This window comes from Methylosinus sp. shoA, assembly GCF_059718125.1.
This window is the reverse complement of record NZ_AP046091.1, coordinates 4,407,615-4,421,540: the sequence shown is the minus strand read 5'-3', so window position 1 is coordinate 4,421,540 and position 13,926 is coordinate 4,407,615. Positions and strand designations below refer to the sequence as shown.

18 protein-coding genes are annotated in these 13,926 nt (G+C 68.0%); 6 read left to right on the top strand and 12 right to left on the bottom strand.

Annotation, left to right across the window (positions count from 1 at the left end; all coding sequences use genetic code 11):
* The first annotated feature begins 247 nt into the window (after positions 1-247).
* Positions 248-760: a hypothetical protein gene (locus tag AC6IW9_RS20815; protein ID WP_497766857.1), complete on the top strand. Its 513-nt coding sequence runs from the start codon at positions 248-250 to the stop codon at positions 758-760.
* A 24-nt stretch (positions 761-784) separates the two neighbouring features.
* Positions 785-1,759: a biotin synthase BioB gene (bioB, locus tag AC6IW9_RS20810; protein ID WP_497766855.1), complete on the top strand. Its 975-nt coding sequence runs from the start codon at positions 785-787 to the stop codon at positions 1,757-1,759.
* A gap of 86 nt (positions 1,760-1,845) precedes the next feature.
* Here the strand turns inward: bioB and AC6IW9_RS20805 are convergent, their stop codons facing one another.
* The 6 genes from AC6IW9_RS20805 to AC6IW9_RS20780 all read right to left on the bottom strand — a co-directional run bounded on the left by AC6IW9_RS20805 (position 1,846) and on the right by AC6IW9_RS20780 (position 6,106).
* Entirely contained in the window at positions 1,846-2,100 is a 255-nt protein-coding gene (locus AC6IW9_RS20805) for a Txe/YoeB family addiction module toxin (RefSeq protein WP_497766852.1), read from the bottom strand.
* Positions 2,097-2,351, bottom strand: coding sequence for a type II toxin-antitoxin system Phd/YefM family antitoxin (locus tag AC6IW9_RS20800; protein WP_497766849.1), 255 nt, complete (start codon positions 2,349-2,351; stop codon positions 2,097-2,099). Before AC6IW9_RS20800 ends, AC6IW9_RS20805 begins: the two co-directional genes overlap by 4 nt.
* Positions 2,352-2,516: 165 nt before the next feature.
* Complete coding sequence (locus tag AC6IW9_RS20795) at positions 2,517-2,759, bottom strand: type II toxin-antitoxin system HicB family antitoxin (RefSeq protein WP_497766847.1); 243 nt, start codon at positions 2,757-2,759, stop codon at positions 2,517-2,519.
* 74 nt (positions 2,760-2,833) lie between these two features.
* Entirely contained in the window at positions 2,834-4,639 is a 1,806-nt protein-coding gene (gene lepA, locus AC6IW9_RS20790) for a translation elongation factor 4 (RefSeq protein ID WP_497766844.1), read from the bottom strand.
* A gap of 307 nt (positions 4,640-4,946) precedes the next feature.
* Positions 4,947-5,576, bottom strand: a complete 630-nt coding sequence (locus AC6IW9_RS20785) for a hypothetical protein (RefSeq protein ID WP_497766841.1) — start codon at positions 5,574-5,576, stop codon at positions 4,947-4,949.
* 197 nt (positions 5,577-5,773) lie between these two features.
* Positions 5,774-6,106: a monooxygenase system ferredoxin subunit gene (locus tag AC6IW9_RS20780; RefSeq protein WP_497766838.1), complete on the bottom strand. Its 333-nt coding sequence runs from the start codon at positions 6,104-6,106 to the stop codon at positions 5,774-5,776.
* A 113-nt stretch (positions 6,107-6,219) separates the two neighbouring features.
* On the opposite strand from AC6IW9_RS20780, the gene cutA reads away from it, so the two are divergent.
* Positions 6,220-6,558 carry a divalent-cation tolerance protein CutA gene (gene cutA / locus AC6IW9_RS20775; protein ID WP_497766835.1) on the top strand — a complete coding sequence of 113 codons (339 nt, stop codon included), beginning with the start codon at positions 6,220-6,222 and terminating at the stop codon, positions 6,556-6,558.
* Positions 6,559-6,562: 4 nt separating this feature from the next.
* Here the strand turns inward: cutA and AC6IW9_RS20770 are convergent, their stop codons facing one another.
* From AC6IW9_RS20770 to AC6IW9_RS20755, 4 genes are all read right to left on the bottom strand, one after another.
* Complete coding sequence (locus AC6IW9_RS20770; RefSeq protein WP_497766832.1) at positions 6,563-6,922, bottom strand: lipopolysaccharide assembly protein LapA domain-containing protein; 360 nt, start codon at positions 6,920-6,922, stop codon at positions 6,563-6,565.
* A 38-nt stretch (positions 6,923-6,960) separates the two neighbouring features.
* Positions 6,961-7,251 carry an integration host factor subunit beta gene (gene ihfB, locus AC6IW9_RS20765; RefSeq protein ID WP_497766829.1) on the bottom strand — a complete coding sequence of 97 codons (291 nt, stop codon included), beginning with the start codon at positions 7,249-7,251 and terminating at the stop codon, positions 6,961-6,963.
* A gap of 38 nt (positions 7,252-7,289) precedes the next feature.
* Positions 7,290-8,264, bottom strand: a complete 975-nt coding sequence (gene sppA, locus AC6IW9_RS20760) for a signal peptide peptidase SppA (RefSeq protein WP_497766826.1) — start codon at positions 8,262-8,264, stop codon at positions 7,290-7,292.
* A gap of 104 nt (positions 8,265-8,368) precedes the next feature.
* The gene (locus tag AC6IW9_RS20755; protein ID WP_497766823.1) at positions 8,369-9,223 is read right to left on the bottom strand and encodes a cell envelope integrity EipB family protein; all 855 of its coding nucleotides are present in this window, start codon (positions 9,221-9,223) and stop codon (positions 8,369-8,371) included.
* Positions 9,224-9,467: 244 nt separating this feature from the next.
* Between AC6IW9_RS20755 and AC6IW9_RS20750 the strand changes: the two genes are divergently transcribed.
* Both AC6IW9_RS20750 and AC6IW9_RS20745 read left to right on the top strand, forming a co-directional pair.
* Entirely contained in the window at positions 9,468-9,959 is a 492-nt protein-coding gene (locus tag AC6IW9_RS20750) for a RidA family protein (protein WP_497766820.1), read from the top strand.
* A gap of 287 nt (positions 9,960-10,246) precedes the next feature.
* Positions 10,247-11,014: a glycerophosphodiester phosphodiesterase family protein gene (locus AC6IW9_RS20745; RefSeq protein ID WP_497766817.1), complete on the top strand. Its 768-nt coding sequence runs from the start codon at positions 10,247-10,249 to the stop codon at positions 11,012-11,014.
* 36 nt (positions 11,015-11,050) lie between these two features.
* Here AC6IW9_RS20745 and AC6IW9_RS20740 read toward each other — a convergent pair whose 3' ends face one another.
* Both AC6IW9_RS20740 and AC6IW9_RS20735 read right to left on the bottom strand, forming a co-directional pair.
* The gene (locus AC6IW9_RS20740; protein WP_497766815.1) at positions 11,051-11,575 is read right to left on the bottom strand and encodes a DUF1269 domain-containing protein; all 525 of its coding nucleotides are present in this window, start codon (positions 11,573-11,575) and stop codon (positions 11,051-11,053) included.
* Between the two features lie 150 nt (positions 11,576-11,725).
* A complete protein-coding gene (locus tag AC6IW9_RS20735) occupies positions 11,726-13,276 on the bottom strand; it encodes an NAD(P)H-hydrate dehydratase (protein WP_497772574.1) in 1,551 nt (516 codons plus the stop codon).
* A 122-nt stretch (positions 13,277-13,398) separates the two neighbouring features.
* Between AC6IW9_RS20735 and AC6IW9_RS20730 the strand changes: the two genes are divergently transcribed.
* Complete coding sequence (locus AC6IW9_RS20730; protein WP_497766812.1) at positions 13,399-13,926, top strand: transposase; 528 nt, start codon at positions 13,399-13,401, stop codon at positions 13,924-13,926.

Here is a 13,926-nt window from a genome sequence, read left to right as displayed (position 1 = left end):
TCGAGCGCCGCGAGCGCGGCCTCGCGGCTGCCGGATGATATTTCACGCGCCGCCGGCTCGGAAGGCCGGAAATTGGAGCGAACCGTCCGGCGGAGGTCGAGGAGCGTCATCTGCGGATGCAGGGGGGCGGGATCGGGCGCGGAGCCGACGGCCGTGTCCGCCACGATCCGTCGCCCCGCTTGTTCCCACTGCCCGCCCGTCCTATAGACCTCGCTCGCGGCGACAAAATCGATAACGAGCACCCGAAATGGAAGAGCTGACCCCGATCCTCATTCCCGCCGCCGTCGGCTCGGCTCTCGGCGCGGGTTTCGTCCTTCTCGCACGGTTTTCCGCGCGCTGGCCGCAATTCGGCTCGCGGCGCGCGCTCGGCTATGCGCTCGTCGCCACGGCCGCGCTCTATGTCGGGCTCGCCTTCGCCTCAGATAACCCCAAGGCCTGGTTCGGCATCGAGATGACCGGCTTCGCCATTTTCGGCTCCTTCGGCCTGCTCGGCCTCGTCGGCTCGCCCTGGTGGCTCGCGGCGGGCTTCGCGCTGCATCCGTTCTGGCATGTGCAGTTCCATTACCTCGGCACCGGCTCGGTGTTCACGCCCTCCTGGTTCACGCTCGGCCTCTCCGGCTTCGATGCGGCGATCGCGCTCTATCTCGTGGTCGCGATCCTCGCCGGGCTCGACGCCTCCCTGCAGCGCAAGGCGCCGGCCTCCGCGTCGGAGATCAAGCTCACCCGCAACGAGCGCCGCCTCGCCAAAAAATCCCGCTGATCGCCCTCTGGCCGAAGGACCGCCATGAACGCTCCAGCCGATTTCGCTCTCCGTCACGATTGGACGCTGGAGGAGATCGCCGCCATCCACGACTCGCCGCTCCTCGAGCTCGTCGCGCGGGCGAGCGCCGAGCATCGCCGCTATTTCGATCCCAACGAGGTGCAGAAGGCGGCGCTGCTCAGCATCAAGACCGGCGGCTGTCCGGAGGATTGCTCCTATTGCCCGCAATCGGCCCATCACCGCGAAGTGAAGCTCGACCGTGTCGAGCTGATGGAGGTCGAAGATGTGCTCTGCGCGGCCGCGCGTGCGAGAGAGGCGGGGGCGGACCGGTTCTGCATGGGCGCGGCCTGGCGGCAGGCGCCGGAAGGCAAGCGCTTCGACGCGGTGCTCGACATGGTGCGCGGCGTGCGCGCGCTCGGCATGGAGGCCTGCGTCACGCTCGGCATGCTGACCGAGCGCCAAGCGCAGCGGCTCGTCGAGGCGGGCCTCACCGCCTATAACCATAATCTCGACACCGGGCCGGATTTCTACGGCGAGATCATCACCACCCGCAGCTATGAGGACCGTCTCGCGACGCTCGCCGCGGTGCGCCGCGCCGGGCTCGAGATGTGCTGCGGCGGCATCATCGGCATGGGCGAGGGCGTGCGCGATCGCGCCCATATGCTGCAAGTGCTGGCTTCCTTCGATCCGCATCCCGAGAGCGTGCCGATCAATGCGCTGGTCGCGGTGGAGGGCACGCCGCTCGACGGACGGCCGCCGGTCGATCCGCTGGATTTGGTGCGCATGATCGCGACGACGCGCATCGTGATGCCGAAATCGCGCGTGCGCCTCTCGGCCGGCCGCTCGTCCCTCTCGCGCGAAGCGCAGGTGCTGTGCCTCGTCGCCGGGGCTAATTCGATCTTCTATGGCGAGAAGCTGCTGACGACCGGCAATCCGGGCGTCGACGCGGATACGGCGCTGTTCTCGGCGCTGGCGGCGCGAGGAGAGGCGCGGGCTTAGAGCGAGACGCTGCGAAAGGGACGTCTTTGTCTCCCGCTCGCGGCGCGGCCGTCCGAGAAAATCGGGCTCGTCTCGCTCAGGCCCCCTCAGTAATGAATCCTGCACTGCGCGATCAACAAGCTCTCGCCCTCCGCGCGATAGACGAGCCGATGCTCGAGCGTGATTCGCCGAGACCACCAGCCGCGCAGGTCGCCGCGCAACGGCTCCGGCTTGCCCGTTCCGGAAAAGGGCGTGCGCAGGCATTCCTTGATGAGTTGGTCGACGCGTTCGAGAATCTTCGCGTCCTGCGCCTGCCAATAGAGGTAATCCTCCCAGGCCTGCTCGGCGAAGACGAGCTTCATTCCGAGAGCTTGCGCTCGACGCCTTCGCCCGCGTCGAGCGCATCGATCGCCGCCCGCAGACGTTCGGCGTTGCGCGGGCTTTTCAGGAGATGCGCCGTCTCCTCATAGGAGGCGAAATCCTCGAGCGAAATCAGCACGGCAGCCGGCTTGCCGCGATCGCGCGTGATCACCACGGGTTCGTGATCCTCGGTCACGCGGTCGAGCGTTGCGGCGAGATTCTTGCGGAGGTCGCTATAGGAAGTGGTGCGCATGTAGAGAATATGTACGTAAATGAGTACTTCTGCAAGCGTCTCTCACTCGGAAAAAAGGGCGCATGTCGAGGGCCCCGCTTGCAATGAATGCGCACGACTGCGCCGGTCATGACAGCTCGGAGAACTGATCTGCCTGGAGGAGGATCATTTTCAGAAGCGGCCGCTTCACGTCGCCGCTGCGGAGAGGCACGACAGCGGTCCTTCGATCGGAGTCGGCTCGGGGATGGGATCGCCATTGGCGGTCAGCGTCTCGATATAGACTGCCAGCGCCTCCTCGGCGTTGCGCACGGCGCCCTCGTAAGTCTCGGCCCAGGTTTGACAACCGGGCAGGGAGGGGAAAAAAGCGAGATAGCCGCCATCTTTCTCGTGGCGCTCGATGACGAGGGGATAGGCGAGGGTCCTGAGCATAGAACGTAATGTAGCAGGGTCGGCGATTTCGTCCAAAGCCGGGGACATTCGTCTCGAGTCGAGGCCGCCCGCGCCTACTCCTCCATCTTCAGCGCCGCGATGAACGCCTCCTGCGGGATCTCCACCTTGCCGAACTGGCGCATCTTCTTCTTGCCTTCCTTCTGCTTCTCGAGCAGCTTGCGCTTGCGCGTCACGTCGCCGCCGTAGCATTTCGCCGTCACGTCCTTGCGGAAGGCGCGCACCGTCTCGCGCGCGATGATCTTGCCGCCGATCGCCGCCTGGATCGGCACCTGGAACATATGCGGCGGAATGAGCTCCTTGAGCTTCTCGCACATCTGCCGGCCGCGCGATTCCGCGCGCGTGCGATGCACCAGCATGGAGAGGGCGTCCACCGGCTCCGAATTGACGAGAATGCTCATCTTCACGAGATCGCCGACGCGATAATCGGTGATGTGATAATCGAAGCTGGCGTAGCCCTTGGAGATCGACTTCAACCGATCATAGAAATCGAACACCACTTCGTTGAGCGGCAGGTCGTAGACCGCCATGGCGCGCTTGCCGACATAGTTCAAATCGGCCTGCACGCCGCGCCGGTCCTGGCAGAGCTTCAGCACGGCGCCGAGATAATCGTCCGGCGTCATGATCGTCGCGCGGATCCAGGGCTCCAGAATCTCGTCGATCTTCACCACATCCGGCATGTCGGCCGGATTGTGCAATTCGATCTCCTCGCCATTGGTCAGCTCGATCTTATAGACGACCGAGGGCGCCGTCGCGATGAGATCGAGATCGAACTCGCGGCGTAAGCGCTCCTGAATGATCTCGAGATGCAGGAGCCCGAGAAAGCCGCAGCGGAAGCCGAAGCCGAGCGCGGCGGACGTCTCCATCTCATAGGAAAAACTCGCGTCGTTCAAGCGCAGCTTGCCGATCGCCGCGCGCAAATCCTCGAAGTCCGCGGCGTCGACCGGGAAGAGCCCGCAGAACACGACGGGCTGCGCCGGCTTGAAGCCCGGCAGCGGCGCGTCGCATTGCTTCTTGTCCTCGGTGATGGTGTCGCCGACGCGCGTGTCGGCGACCTGCTTGATCTGCGCGGTGATGAAACCGACCTCGCCCGGCCCGAGCGAGGCAACGTCCTGCATTTTCGGCTTGAACACGCCGATCTTGTCGATCTCGTAATGGGCGTTCGTGCCCATCATGAGAATCTTCTGTCCCTTGCGCATGCGCCCGTCGACGACGCGCACCAGCACGACGACGCCGAGATAGGCGTCGTACCAGCTGTCGACCAGCATCGCCTTCAGCGGCGCGTCCTCGTCGCCCTGCGGCGGCGGCAGGCGGGTGACGATCGCCTCCAGCACGTCCTCGATCCCGAGCCCGGTCTTGGCGGAGATGAGCAGAGCGTCGGAAGCGTCGAGGCCGATCACATCCTCGATCTGCTCCTTGATGCGGTCGGGCTCGGCCGCGGGCAAATCGATCTTGTTCAAGACCGGCATGATCTCGTGGCCGGCGTCGAGCGCCTGATAGACATTGGCGAGCGTCTGCGCCTCGACGCCCTGGCTCGCGTCGACGACGAGGAGCGAACCCTCGCAGGCTTTCAGCGAGCGCGACACCTCATAGGCGAAGTCGACATGGCCGGGCGTGTCCATCAGGTTGAGGACGTAAGGCTTGCCGTCTTTCGCCTCATAGTCGAGCCGCACGGTCTGCGCCTTGATCGTGATGCCGCGCTCGCGCTCGATGTCCATCGAATCGAGCACCTGCTCCACCATCTCGCGCGCGGCGAGCGTCCCGGTCGCCTGGATCAGGCGGTCGGCGAGCGTGGACTTGCCGTGGTCGATATGCGCGACGATGGAGAAATTGCGGATATTGTCGATCTTGCGCGTCGTCATGGCGGCGGGATAGCAGCGCCGGAGAGGGAAGGGAAGCGGCGATTTGACAGGGGCCGCTGCGCTCTGCTCCCTTGCGGCGGCGTTTCCGACAGGCGAGCGTCTTCACGCTCCTTCGTGATCCGCAGCGCGCTTCGAGCGACGCTCGCCCGTGGTCGCGCCATGGCGCGGCGGCTCACAGCGGACCGCCGGCTCGGCTTGGCGGTGAGGCAACCGAAGACGCACGCGCCGAGGGAGCGCGGTCATTGCGATCGGCATGACGAAAGGCGAGCGGCGCGACGTTTCGGTGAATGACCGCCGCGCGGCTCTCTCAGCTCTTCTTGTCGTCGAACGCCGTCTTGGCCTTGCCGTACAGCTCCAGCGCGCGCGGCTTGGCCCAGGCGTAGGCTTCGACTGCGCGCGGCGCGGCCCAGCGATAGATGTCGCGCGTCGTCTTCACCGTGACGCAGCCGGCCTTGGTGAGCGTCTCGATCGTACGGTCGAATTTGGCCAGATGGGGACTGTCGGGCGGAAATTTCGAGCGCGTCCAGGCGACGAGCGCCTTGGTCTTCTCGGTCGCGAGATCGGCGAAGACGACGGCGGGATCGGGATCGGACAAATGGGCGAGCTTTTCGGTCAGCCGCGCAGTCTCCTGCGCCGCCGCTGCGGCCTCGGCGGCGAGCCGGTCGCGCTCGGCGATGGCGGCCTCCCGCTGCGCCGCGGCCGCGTCGCGCTCGCTGCGCAGGCTGTCGCGCTGGCCGGAGACGGCGGCGAGCTCGGCCCGCGCCGCTTCGAGCTCCTTGCCGAGCGCGCCCACTTTGGCGACCAGCTTCGTCTTGTCGGCCGAAAGGCGGTCACGTTCGGCCGCGACCGCCTTGAGTTGCGTGTCCAGGCTGGCGACGTCGGCCCCGCCCGTCGTCTCTTCGGCGACAGGGGCGGCGGTCTCTTCGGACAGGTTCATCTCCTACCTCTCTCTGTGGCCTAGAGACGCATCCGACATGTACCATAGGAATTTTCATGATTCGGCAAAAGCGGAATCTTTTCGGTGAACCGTCGTTGCGAGCGAAGCGACGCCCGTCCGGCGGCCGCTTCCGGGTCCGGACCGCTTCGTCGGCGCTCCTCGCAATGACGGGAGTCGAGGAAAGGCGCGGGCTTTCCCTAGCGCGGGGCGAACAGCGGCGCCACCCCTTCGGTGTCGATATAGACGACGCCGTCCTCGACCTTCACCGGATATCGGGCGAGCGCGCTCTCCCGAGGCTGAATCGGATCGCCTGTATGGAGGTTCCAGGTCCAGGCGTGGAGGGGACAGGTCAAGACTTCGCCGTCGAACTCCGCCTCATCCAGCGGGTAGTTGGTGTGCGGACACACACCCTGGAAGGCGCCGATATCGCCGCCGAGCGGCCAAGCCAGGATGATCACATGCGAATCCGCGATGACGAGACGCATGCCGCCTTCGAAGATCGTATCTTCCTTGCACACTCTTTGAAACATGTCGGAACCTCCGGTCGGCGCGACGGCCGCGATCGCTCCCGGAGCCCAAGCAAAAGCAGCGCCGCCACGGCGGATACATTGATTTTGCGGCGCGGCGCGCGCATTCTCGCGACGTGACCGAGGAGTCCGTCAAATTCTGCGTCGTCGTCACGACGATCGACAGCGAAGCCGGCGCGAAGGAGCTCGCCCGCGCGGCGCTGGCGGCGAAGCTCGCCGCCTGCGTGCAGATTCTCCCGATCCGCAGCCTCTACGAATGGAACGGCGAGCTGCGCGACGAGGCGGAGCTGCTGGTGCAGATGAAGGCGCGCATCGCCGATTACGAGACGCTCGCCGCCGCGATCCGCGCCGTTCACGCTTACGAGGTTCCGGAAATCCTGCGTCTCGACATCGCCGCCGGCGATCCCGCCTATCTCGATTGGGCGGCGAAGGCGACGGCGCGAGGCCGGGAGTAGCGTCTCAGCCGTTGCGCCGCAGCGCGCGTCCGCCGGAGGACGGATCGGGCGAGAGGCTCGCGAGCGCCTGGCCGCGCAGCTGCTCGGCCTCGCTCCGCGCCACTTTGGCGTCGGCGCGCGCGGCGCGCGCGGCGCGGCGATAGCGGCCATGGGCGATCCAGGAGGACAGTCCGCCGGCCAGCACGCCGAGCGCGATCGAGGCGAGAACGACGAGATAGAGCGGCGCCTCGAAGGAGGGGCCCGCCGCGTCCCCGCCGGGCAGAGGATCGATGAATATCCGCACCGGCGCGCGATTGGCCATGGCGAAGAATAGGAACAGCAGCGCGAGCGGCGCGAAGACGATGATGCGTAGGACCGATTTCATCTCACCCACCCGTTGCGCGCATACGTCCTCTGGATCGGTCAGCCGTTGCGCGGCTCGTTCAGCCTCTCGCGCATTTCCTTGCCCGTCTTGAAGAAGGGCACGGATTTCTCCTCCACGGCGACCTGTTCGCCGGTACGGGGATTGCGGCCGGTGCGCGCCTCCCGCCGTTTGACGGAGAAAGCGCCGAAGCCGCGCAGCTCGACCCGATCGCCGCGCGCGAGCGCCAGGGCGATCTCGTCGAGAATGGTCGTCACGATCGTTTCGACGTCGCGCTGATAGAGATGTCCATTACGGGAAGCGATACGTTGGATCAATTCGGACTTGATCATGGGATGTTCCAGATTGACTGAAGCGCCGCATCCATCCCTCAGTCGGGGGAAGGAGCCTGCCAAATCGCGACAACACCGTCAAGCAGCCCGCGCTCCGCCACGGCGCCGACGCGCCGCAGCGTCTCGGCGAGCGCGTCGAGGCCGAAAGCCTGCGCGAGGCCGGCGGCCGAATCGACGAGGCCGAAGCGCTCGATCGCGCTCTTCTTCTTCCAGTCGACGACCGGCAGGCGTTTGGCGACGCCCTTCTCGGCCTCGAGCCATTCGATCGCCTCGCGCTCGCCGCCGAGGCGGTCGACGAGCTTCAGCGGCAGTCCCTGCCGGCCGGTGAAGACGCGTCCGTCGGCCACTTTGGCGAGCTCGTCGTCGTCGAGCTTGCGGCGTTCCTTCACCAGCGCCTTGAACCAGTCGTAGGAATCGGCGACGAGCGCCGCGATCGCCGCGCGCGCTTCCTCGCTCGTCGGCTCGAAGCCGTCCGGCGCGGCCTTCAGCGGCGAGGATTTCACCGTCTCCATCTTCACGCCGACCGTGTCGAGCAGCCTGCCGACATTGGGGAATTGGAACAGCACGCCGATCGAGCCGACCAGCGAATTGCCCTGCGCGACGATCTCGTCGGCGGCGATGGCGGCGATATAGCCGCCGGAGGCGGCCAGCGTGCCGACGACGGCGACGACCGGCTTCTTTTCGGCGAGCCGCCGCAAGGCGTCGTGCAGCTTCTCGGCGCCGGTGGTCGTGCCGCCGGGGCTGTCGATCGCCAGCAGCACGGCGCTCGCATGGGACTCGCCGATGGATTTGACAAGGTCGAGCGTCTCCTTGTCGCCGGTGATGATTCCGCTGACGGAGAGCCGCGCGACATGGGGAGAGAGCTTGGCCGCCGGCCCCAGCGCGCCGTCGCCGTAGCGGGCGAAGAGGGCGAGCGCCGCGGCGGCGGCGGCCGAGATGGCGAGGACGCGCCAGAGCGAGAGCTTGCGCCGCAGACGGCGGCGGTCGATCAGATAATCGTGCGGAAGCGACATGCCGGACCTTGCAGAATGCGTCGAACGCTCCCTCGAGCGCGCCGCACCCTATCCTGTTTCGCGTCGCCTGGGAATCTCCGCGGTCCGCGCTCGGGCGCTCGCGCTCACATCTTGTTGCAGCTCGACGAGGCCGGCAGCAGCGCGAGCTCCGTCATCTCGCCGGTCAGGACGAAATCGCCGTAATCGAGCTTCAGCGCGCGGGAGATGCCGTTCTCGTAGAGGTCGAAGGACAGCACATAGACGGGCTGCTCGTCGCGCTTGCCCGGCTCGAAATAGGAGATCGACACCGGCCAGCGGCGCATTCCCTCGAGCGGCTTGATCTGCGCGGCCTTCTCGCTGACCGCGCCGCTCGCCGGCTTGCCGATCAGGGCCAGAGTGTCGAATACTTTCTCGCCGTCGCCGGAGCCGTCGAAGACCTTGGCCTCGAGAATGGTCTCGCCTCCGCCCGCGGCCGCGAGAATGTGGCGCAGATGCTCGGTCGGGAACAGGGCTCCGCCGTCGAGCGCGAGCGAGGAATGCTTGGGCTTGGCGAGATCGACCGACAGTGACGCGCCGCCGTCCTTTTTCGCCTTGCCATCTATGTCCTCGGACGGGACATTGTCGAGCCGCGTCTCGATGCGGAAGCGGAAATCCTTGCCGTCGCCGGTCTCGAATGTGTTGGAGCGCATGTCGGAGAGGCGCGCCGGGCCTTCCGATGGCTGCAGCTCGGTGATCTGCCGGAAGTTCTGGATATAGCCTTCGCAGGCGGAGCCGGAGAAGTCGAAGGCGATGCGCCCGCGCGCGGAGGCGGGCGCCTTGCCGCCGGAGGCTTGGCCCAGCGCGAGATCATAGACGGCGCGATGCGGCGCGAGCTGCGGCGGCGAGACGACCGCCGCCGCGGCGGCGTCCGCCAGCGCCGCGCCGGGCGCGATGATCGAGGCGCAGCCGATGATCGCGCCGAGGATGCGTGCTGGGGCCATGCGGGGTCGGTCTCCCTTGGTCGAATTCGTGGGTAGCGTTCCGCTCGCGTCGCAGAAGCAGAGCTTTCGGATCAGGCGACCACCGCCGGGCGAAGGCGTGCGCTATTTCTCGAGTGAACGGCGCGCCGCGAGGAGCGGGCTGTCGAGGCGTCGTCGTATCGTCATCGATTGCCTCCCGACCTTGACCAAATTACGGTCGGGTCCGAGCGAATGCAAATTTTTCGCGAATTGAAAGGACGACCGCATGACGGCGACATCGCAATCGACGCCTCTGGCGCGGCTCGAGGCGCTCGGGCTCACGCTTCCGACCCCGGCGGCGCCCGTGGCCAATTATGTTCCCTGGATGCGCTCCGGCGACCTGGTGTTCGTCTCCGGCCAGCTGCCGATCGGCGCGGGCGGCGCCATCGACCCGGCGCACAAGGGCAAGCTCGGCGCGGGCGTCGCGCTCGAGGCGGGGCAGGGCGCGGCGCGCATCGCCGCGCTCAACGTGCTGGCGCAGGCGGCTGCGGCGGCGGGCGGCGATCTGGTCCGGCTGCGATGCCTCCGGCTCGGCGGCTTCATCAACAGCGCCGGCGATTTCGGCCAGCTGCCGCAAGTGCTGAACGGCGCCTCGGACCTCGTGGCGACCGTGCTCGGCGAGAACGGCCGCCATGCGCGTTTCGCCGTCGGCGTCGCGCAGCTGCCGCTCGACGCGGCGGTCGAGGTGGATGCGACCTTCGAGATATTGGCTCGATGAGAGCATTTTGGCGTGATGCCTCTGCGCCGTTCTCACGAATAAGGGCGCGCCCCTCTCCCAGAGGGAGAGGGCAGCCGCGGAGCGGCCGGGTGAGGGGTTTCCCTCTCGCCGATTTTCGCGCGGCGCTCCCCTCATCCGACCTCGCTTCGCGAGGCTGCCTTCTCCCCCTGGGAGGAGGCTGCCTTCTCCCCCTGGGAGAAGGAGTCGCGCCCGATCGTGGCGGGTTGTCTTCGGGCGCTCGCGGCAGTCGCCGGCGCTTCGCTTTCGTCGATGCGGGCGGCTAGCCCGTGCGCGACGATCCACATCCCTGGCTCGTCGAGCGTCCGATCGCGCATCGGGGGCTGCACGACGCCGCGAAGGGAATCATCGAAAACTCCCTCTCGGCGGCGCGCGCCGCCGTTTGCGCGGGCTATGCGATCGAATGCGACGTGCAGGCGACGGCCGACGGCGAGGTCGTCGTCTTTCACGACGAGACATTGGAGCGCCTGACCGACGGCGCCGGACGTCTCGAGGCGCTGAGCCTGTTCGATCTCCGGCGCTTCACGCTGCGCGGCGCGCGCGAGGGAATTCCCACGTTGCGCGAGCTTCTCGCGGCGATCGGCGGCGCGGTTCCGCTCGTCGTCGAGATCAAGAGCCGGTTCGACGGCAATCTCGCGCTCGCGCGAAGCGTCGCCGAGATCGTCTCGGATCATCGCGGGCTCGTCGCGATCGAGAGCTTCGATCCCGATCCGATCGCCGAGCTGCGGACGAGCGGAGAGAGCTTCGGCCTCGCCGGCGTTCCGCTCGGGATGGTCGCCGAGGCGTCCTATGACGGCGAGGGCTGGAGCTTTCTCTCGGCGGCGCGCCGGCGGGAGCTCGCGCATTTCGAGCATGCGCCGCGCACGCGGCCCGAATTTCTGTCGTGGGACGTGCACGATCTCCCGCATGAGATTCCACGCCGCTGCCGCGAGGAGCTCGGCGTTCCGGTCACGGTCTGGACCGTGCGCTCCGCGGCGCAGGCGAAGGCCGCTCTGGCCTTCGCCGATCAGATCGTCTTCGAGGGGTTTTCGCCCTGACGCGAAGCCTTCAGGCTCGCGGTCGGGAGCGTTACGTCAAGGCGCCGAGGACGACGTCTCCGCCGGCGGCGCGGACACATGCGCGGCGAGCGCTTCGCGCAACGCCTGCTCCTTGCTGTGGTCGAGCGAGGTCTTGAGCACGACGCCGCCCGTTCCCTTCACCGCCTCCAGAACCTTGTCGGCGGTCAGCTTGCGGATCAGCACGAAGAGCGCGGCGTTGCCGGGCTGCAGCGTCTCCGACAATTGCTTCATGAAATTGTCGTTGACGCCATAGTCGGTGAGCGCGCCGCTGAGCGCGCCGGCGCCCGCGCCGATCGCCGCGCCGAGCAGCGGGTTGAGGAAGATGAGCCCGATCAAGGCGCCCCAGAACGTGCCGCTGACGGCGCCGGCCGCCGTGGTGTTGAGCAGCTGGTTCAGCTTGATCTTGCCGTTCGGCTCCTTCACCGCGATCACGGCGTCGGTGATCTCGATCAGATATTCCTTCTGCAGGTCGAAAAGCTTCTGTCGGATTTCCTCGGCCTTGGCCTCGGTCGGATAGACGATGACGACGAGATCGGACATGAAAGTCTCCTTTTCGTGGGAGGACGCGCGCCCGCATCGAAGCGCATGAACATGTCGCCCGGACGAAGGCTTTGCGGCGACGCGCCCGTTCGCCGCCCGTCCGCGCAAAACGCCGCGGGAACGCGTCGGTTTCATTCGGCCCCGCAGGTCTTAAGATTGCATCGGGACCAGCCTTCGCCAAGCCGCCGGCAGACGATTTATGATGTCGTCGGCGATGAGGCCGGGGCCGAAGTCCTCTGCGGCGGCGGCGTGCATCCAGACGGCGCAGCTCGCCGCCGCGAAGGGCTCCATGCCCTGAGCCAGCAATCCCGTGACGATCCCGGTCAGCACGTCGCCCGAGCCCGCGGTGGCGAGCCAGGGCGAGGCCTCCGGCATGATGGAGGCGCGCCCGTCCGGCGCCGCGACCACGGTGTCCGGGCCTTTGAACACCACGACCGCGCCGATCTCGCGCGCCGCGTCGCGGGTGCGCTCGAGCTTCGAAATCGGCGCGCCGGACATGGTCCGCTCCCAGCGCTGGCCGTGGAAGAGGCGCGCGAATTCGCCGCCGTGCGGCGTCAGCACGACCGGGCCGGGGGCGCTCGCGACGGCTCGGCTCAGCCGCTCGGGCGCGAGGGCGAAGCTCGTCAGCGCGTCGGCGTCGAGCACCGCGGCGCGGGGCTCGGGCGAGGGGGCGAGCGCCGCCTCGACCAGGGCGCAGCAATCCTCGCCGACGCCGAGCCCGGGGCCGAGGGCGACCACATTCTTGCGCTTGTCCTCGAGCAGGCCGGCGAGTCCCGCCGGGCCGTCGGCCGCTCGCACCATCACAGAGGTGAGGGCGGGGGCGTTGACGGCGAAGGCGTCCTGCGGCGTCGCGAGCGTGACGAGCCCGGCGCCGGCCCGGAGCGCCGCCGTCGCCGCGAGCCGCGCGGCGCCCGTATGCGAGGCGCCGCCCGAGACCACCACCGCATGGCCGCGCGCATATTTGTGTCCCTCCACGCGGGGCGGGCGCAACGCTTCGTCCCAGGCGTCGGGCTCGTTGACGAAAGTCTGTGGCCGGATCTGTGCGAGCACGGAGGCGCGGATGCCGATATGGGCGCAGGAGATCGTCCCGCAGCGCAGCCGTCCGGGCAGCAGCAGATGGCCGCATTTCAAGCGGAAGAAGGTCACGGTCGAATCGGCCTGCACGGCGACGCCGCGAATGGCGCCGCTGGTGCCGTCGACGCCGGAGGGGATGTCGATGGCGATGATCTTCTGCTTGGTCTCCGCGCGCCAGGCGTTGAGCCGCTCGATCAGCGTCGCGGCGGGTCCGTCGATGTCGCGGGCGAGGCCGGTGCCGAACAGGGCGTCGATGACGAGATCGACGCCTTTGAAGTCGCAGCTCGCCGCGTCCTCGACGCGGCCGTCCCAGCTCGCCGCCGCCTCGCGCGCGTCGCCGCGCAGCGCCTCGGGCGGGACGAGCGCGGCGACGCGCACCTTGAAGCGCTGGCTGCGCAGGATGCGCGCGGCGACATAGCCGTCCCCGCCATTGTTGCCCGGCCCGCACAGCACCAGCACGCGGCGCCCGGCGGTCTTCACCAGAAAGGCGGTGGCGGCGGCGGCGATGGCCGCGGCGGCCTTCTCCATCAGCGTCATGCCGGCGACGCCGCTCTCTATGGTGAGTCGGTCCGCCCGCGCCATTTGCGCGGTGGTCAGGAGCTCGGGCGGGTAGGGGCCGTACGGCATGGCGGAATGGTGGCCGAAGGCGTCGTCCTCCGCAACGGCTTTCGCGAAAGCGGGCGAATTTGCCGCGCGGGGCGTGAGTGTGGAATAAGTTTTCCACACGAACGAAAATCGAAGCAACGCTCATGCTCTCGGCCCTCATCCTCGCCTTCGACACGCCCCGCGCCGGGACCGGCGCGAGGGAGGGGGCGGCGCGCGAGGGGATCGTGCGCACGCTCGCCTCGCTGGTCGAGGCTTGCGTCGCCGGGCTCGTCGCCGACGCGGTTCTGGTGGGGCCGCCCGATTCGGGGCTCGGCGTCATCGCCGAGGAGGCCGGCTGCGGCCTCGTCGAGGCGGTGGACGCGCGCTCCGGCCTCGCCCGCGCCCTGCCGGGCGTGCGCTATCCGCACGTGCTGGTGCTGCGCGCCGGCCATGCGCCGGAGCGCGGCTTCGTCGACGAATTGCGCGACGCGCATGAGCTCGGCGACCGCGCACAGGCGCTGGTGCTGCGCGCCGCGCCGCATTCGCTGCTGACGCGCCTCGCCCCGCGCCTCTCCGAGCCGGTCGGCCTCATCGCTCCCCGCGCGGCCTTCGGCGCGGCGGGCGACCTCGCCGTGCTGGCGAAAAGACTGCGGGCGGCGGAGATGACGACCAGGGCGCGGCGGACGATTTGA

Excerpts from the sequence above, each read along its gene's own strand:
- AC6IW9_RS20815 (WP_497766857.1), top strand. The coding sequence starts at position 248 with ATGGAAGAGCTGACCCCGATCCTCATTCCCGCCGCCGTCGGCTCGGCT.
- bioB (WP_497766855.1), top strand. The coding sequence starts at position 785 with ATGAACGCTCCAGCCGATTTCGCTCTCCGTCACGATTGGACGCTGGAG.
- AC6IW9_RS20805 (WP_497766852.1), bottom strand. The coding sequence starts at position 2,100 with ATGAAGCTCGTCTTCGCCGAGCAGGCCTGGGAGGATTACCTCTATTGG.
- AC6IW9_RS20800 (WP_497766849.1), bottom strand. The coding sequence starts at position 2,351 with ATGCGCACCACTTCCTATAGCGACCTCCGCAAGAATCTCGCCGCAACG.
- AC6IW9_RS20795 (WP_497766847.1), bottom strand. The coding sequence starts at position 2,759 with ATGCTCAGGACCCTCGCCTATCCCCTCGTCATCGAGCGCCACGAGAAA.
- lepA (WP_497766844.1), bottom strand. The coding sequence starts at position 4,639 with ATGACGACGCGCAAGATCGACAATATCCGCAATTTCTCCATCGTCGCG.
- AC6IW9_RS20785 (WP_497766841.1), bottom strand. The coding sequence starts at position 5,576 with ATGAACCTGTCCGAAGAGACCGCCGCCCCTGTCGCCGAAGAGACGACG.
- AC6IW9_RS20780 (WP_497766838.1), bottom strand. The coding sequence starts at position 6,106 with ATGTTTCAAAGAGTGTGCAAGGAAGATACGATCTTCGAAGGCGGCATG.
- AC6IW9_RS20770 (WP_497766832.1), bottom strand. The coding sequence starts at position 6,922 with ATGAAATCGGTCCTACGCATCATCGTCTTCGCGCCGCTCGCGCTGCTG.
- ihfB (WP_497766829.1), bottom strand. The coding sequence starts at position 7,251 with ATGATCAAGTCCGAATTGATCCAACGTATCGCTTCCCGTAATGGACAT.
- sppA (WP_497766826.1), bottom strand. The coding sequence starts at position 8,264 with ATGTCGCTTCCGCACGATTATCTGATCGACCGCCGCCGTCTGCGGCGC.
- AC6IW9_RS20755 (WP_497766823.1), bottom strand. The coding sequence starts at position 9,223 with ATGGCCCCAGCACGCATCCTCGGCGCGATCATCGGCTGCGCCTCGATC.
- AC6IW9_RS20750 (WP_497766820.1), top strand. The coding sequence starts at position 9,468 with ATGACGGCGACATCGCAATCGACGCCTCTGGCGCGGCTCGAGGCGCTC.
- AC6IW9_RS20740 (WP_497766815.1), bottom strand. The coding sequence starts at position 11,575 with ATGTCCGATCTCGTCGTCATCGTCTATCCGACCGAGGCCAAGGCCGAG.
- AC6IW9_RS20735 (WP_497772574.1), bottom strand. The coding sequence starts at position 13,276 with ATGCCGTACGGCCCCTACCCGCCCGAGCTCCTGACCACCGCGCAAATG.
- AC6IW9_RS20730 (WP_497766812.1), top strand. The coding sequence starts at position 13,399 with ATGCTCTCGGCCCTCATCCTCGCCTTCGACACGCCCCGCGCCGGGACC.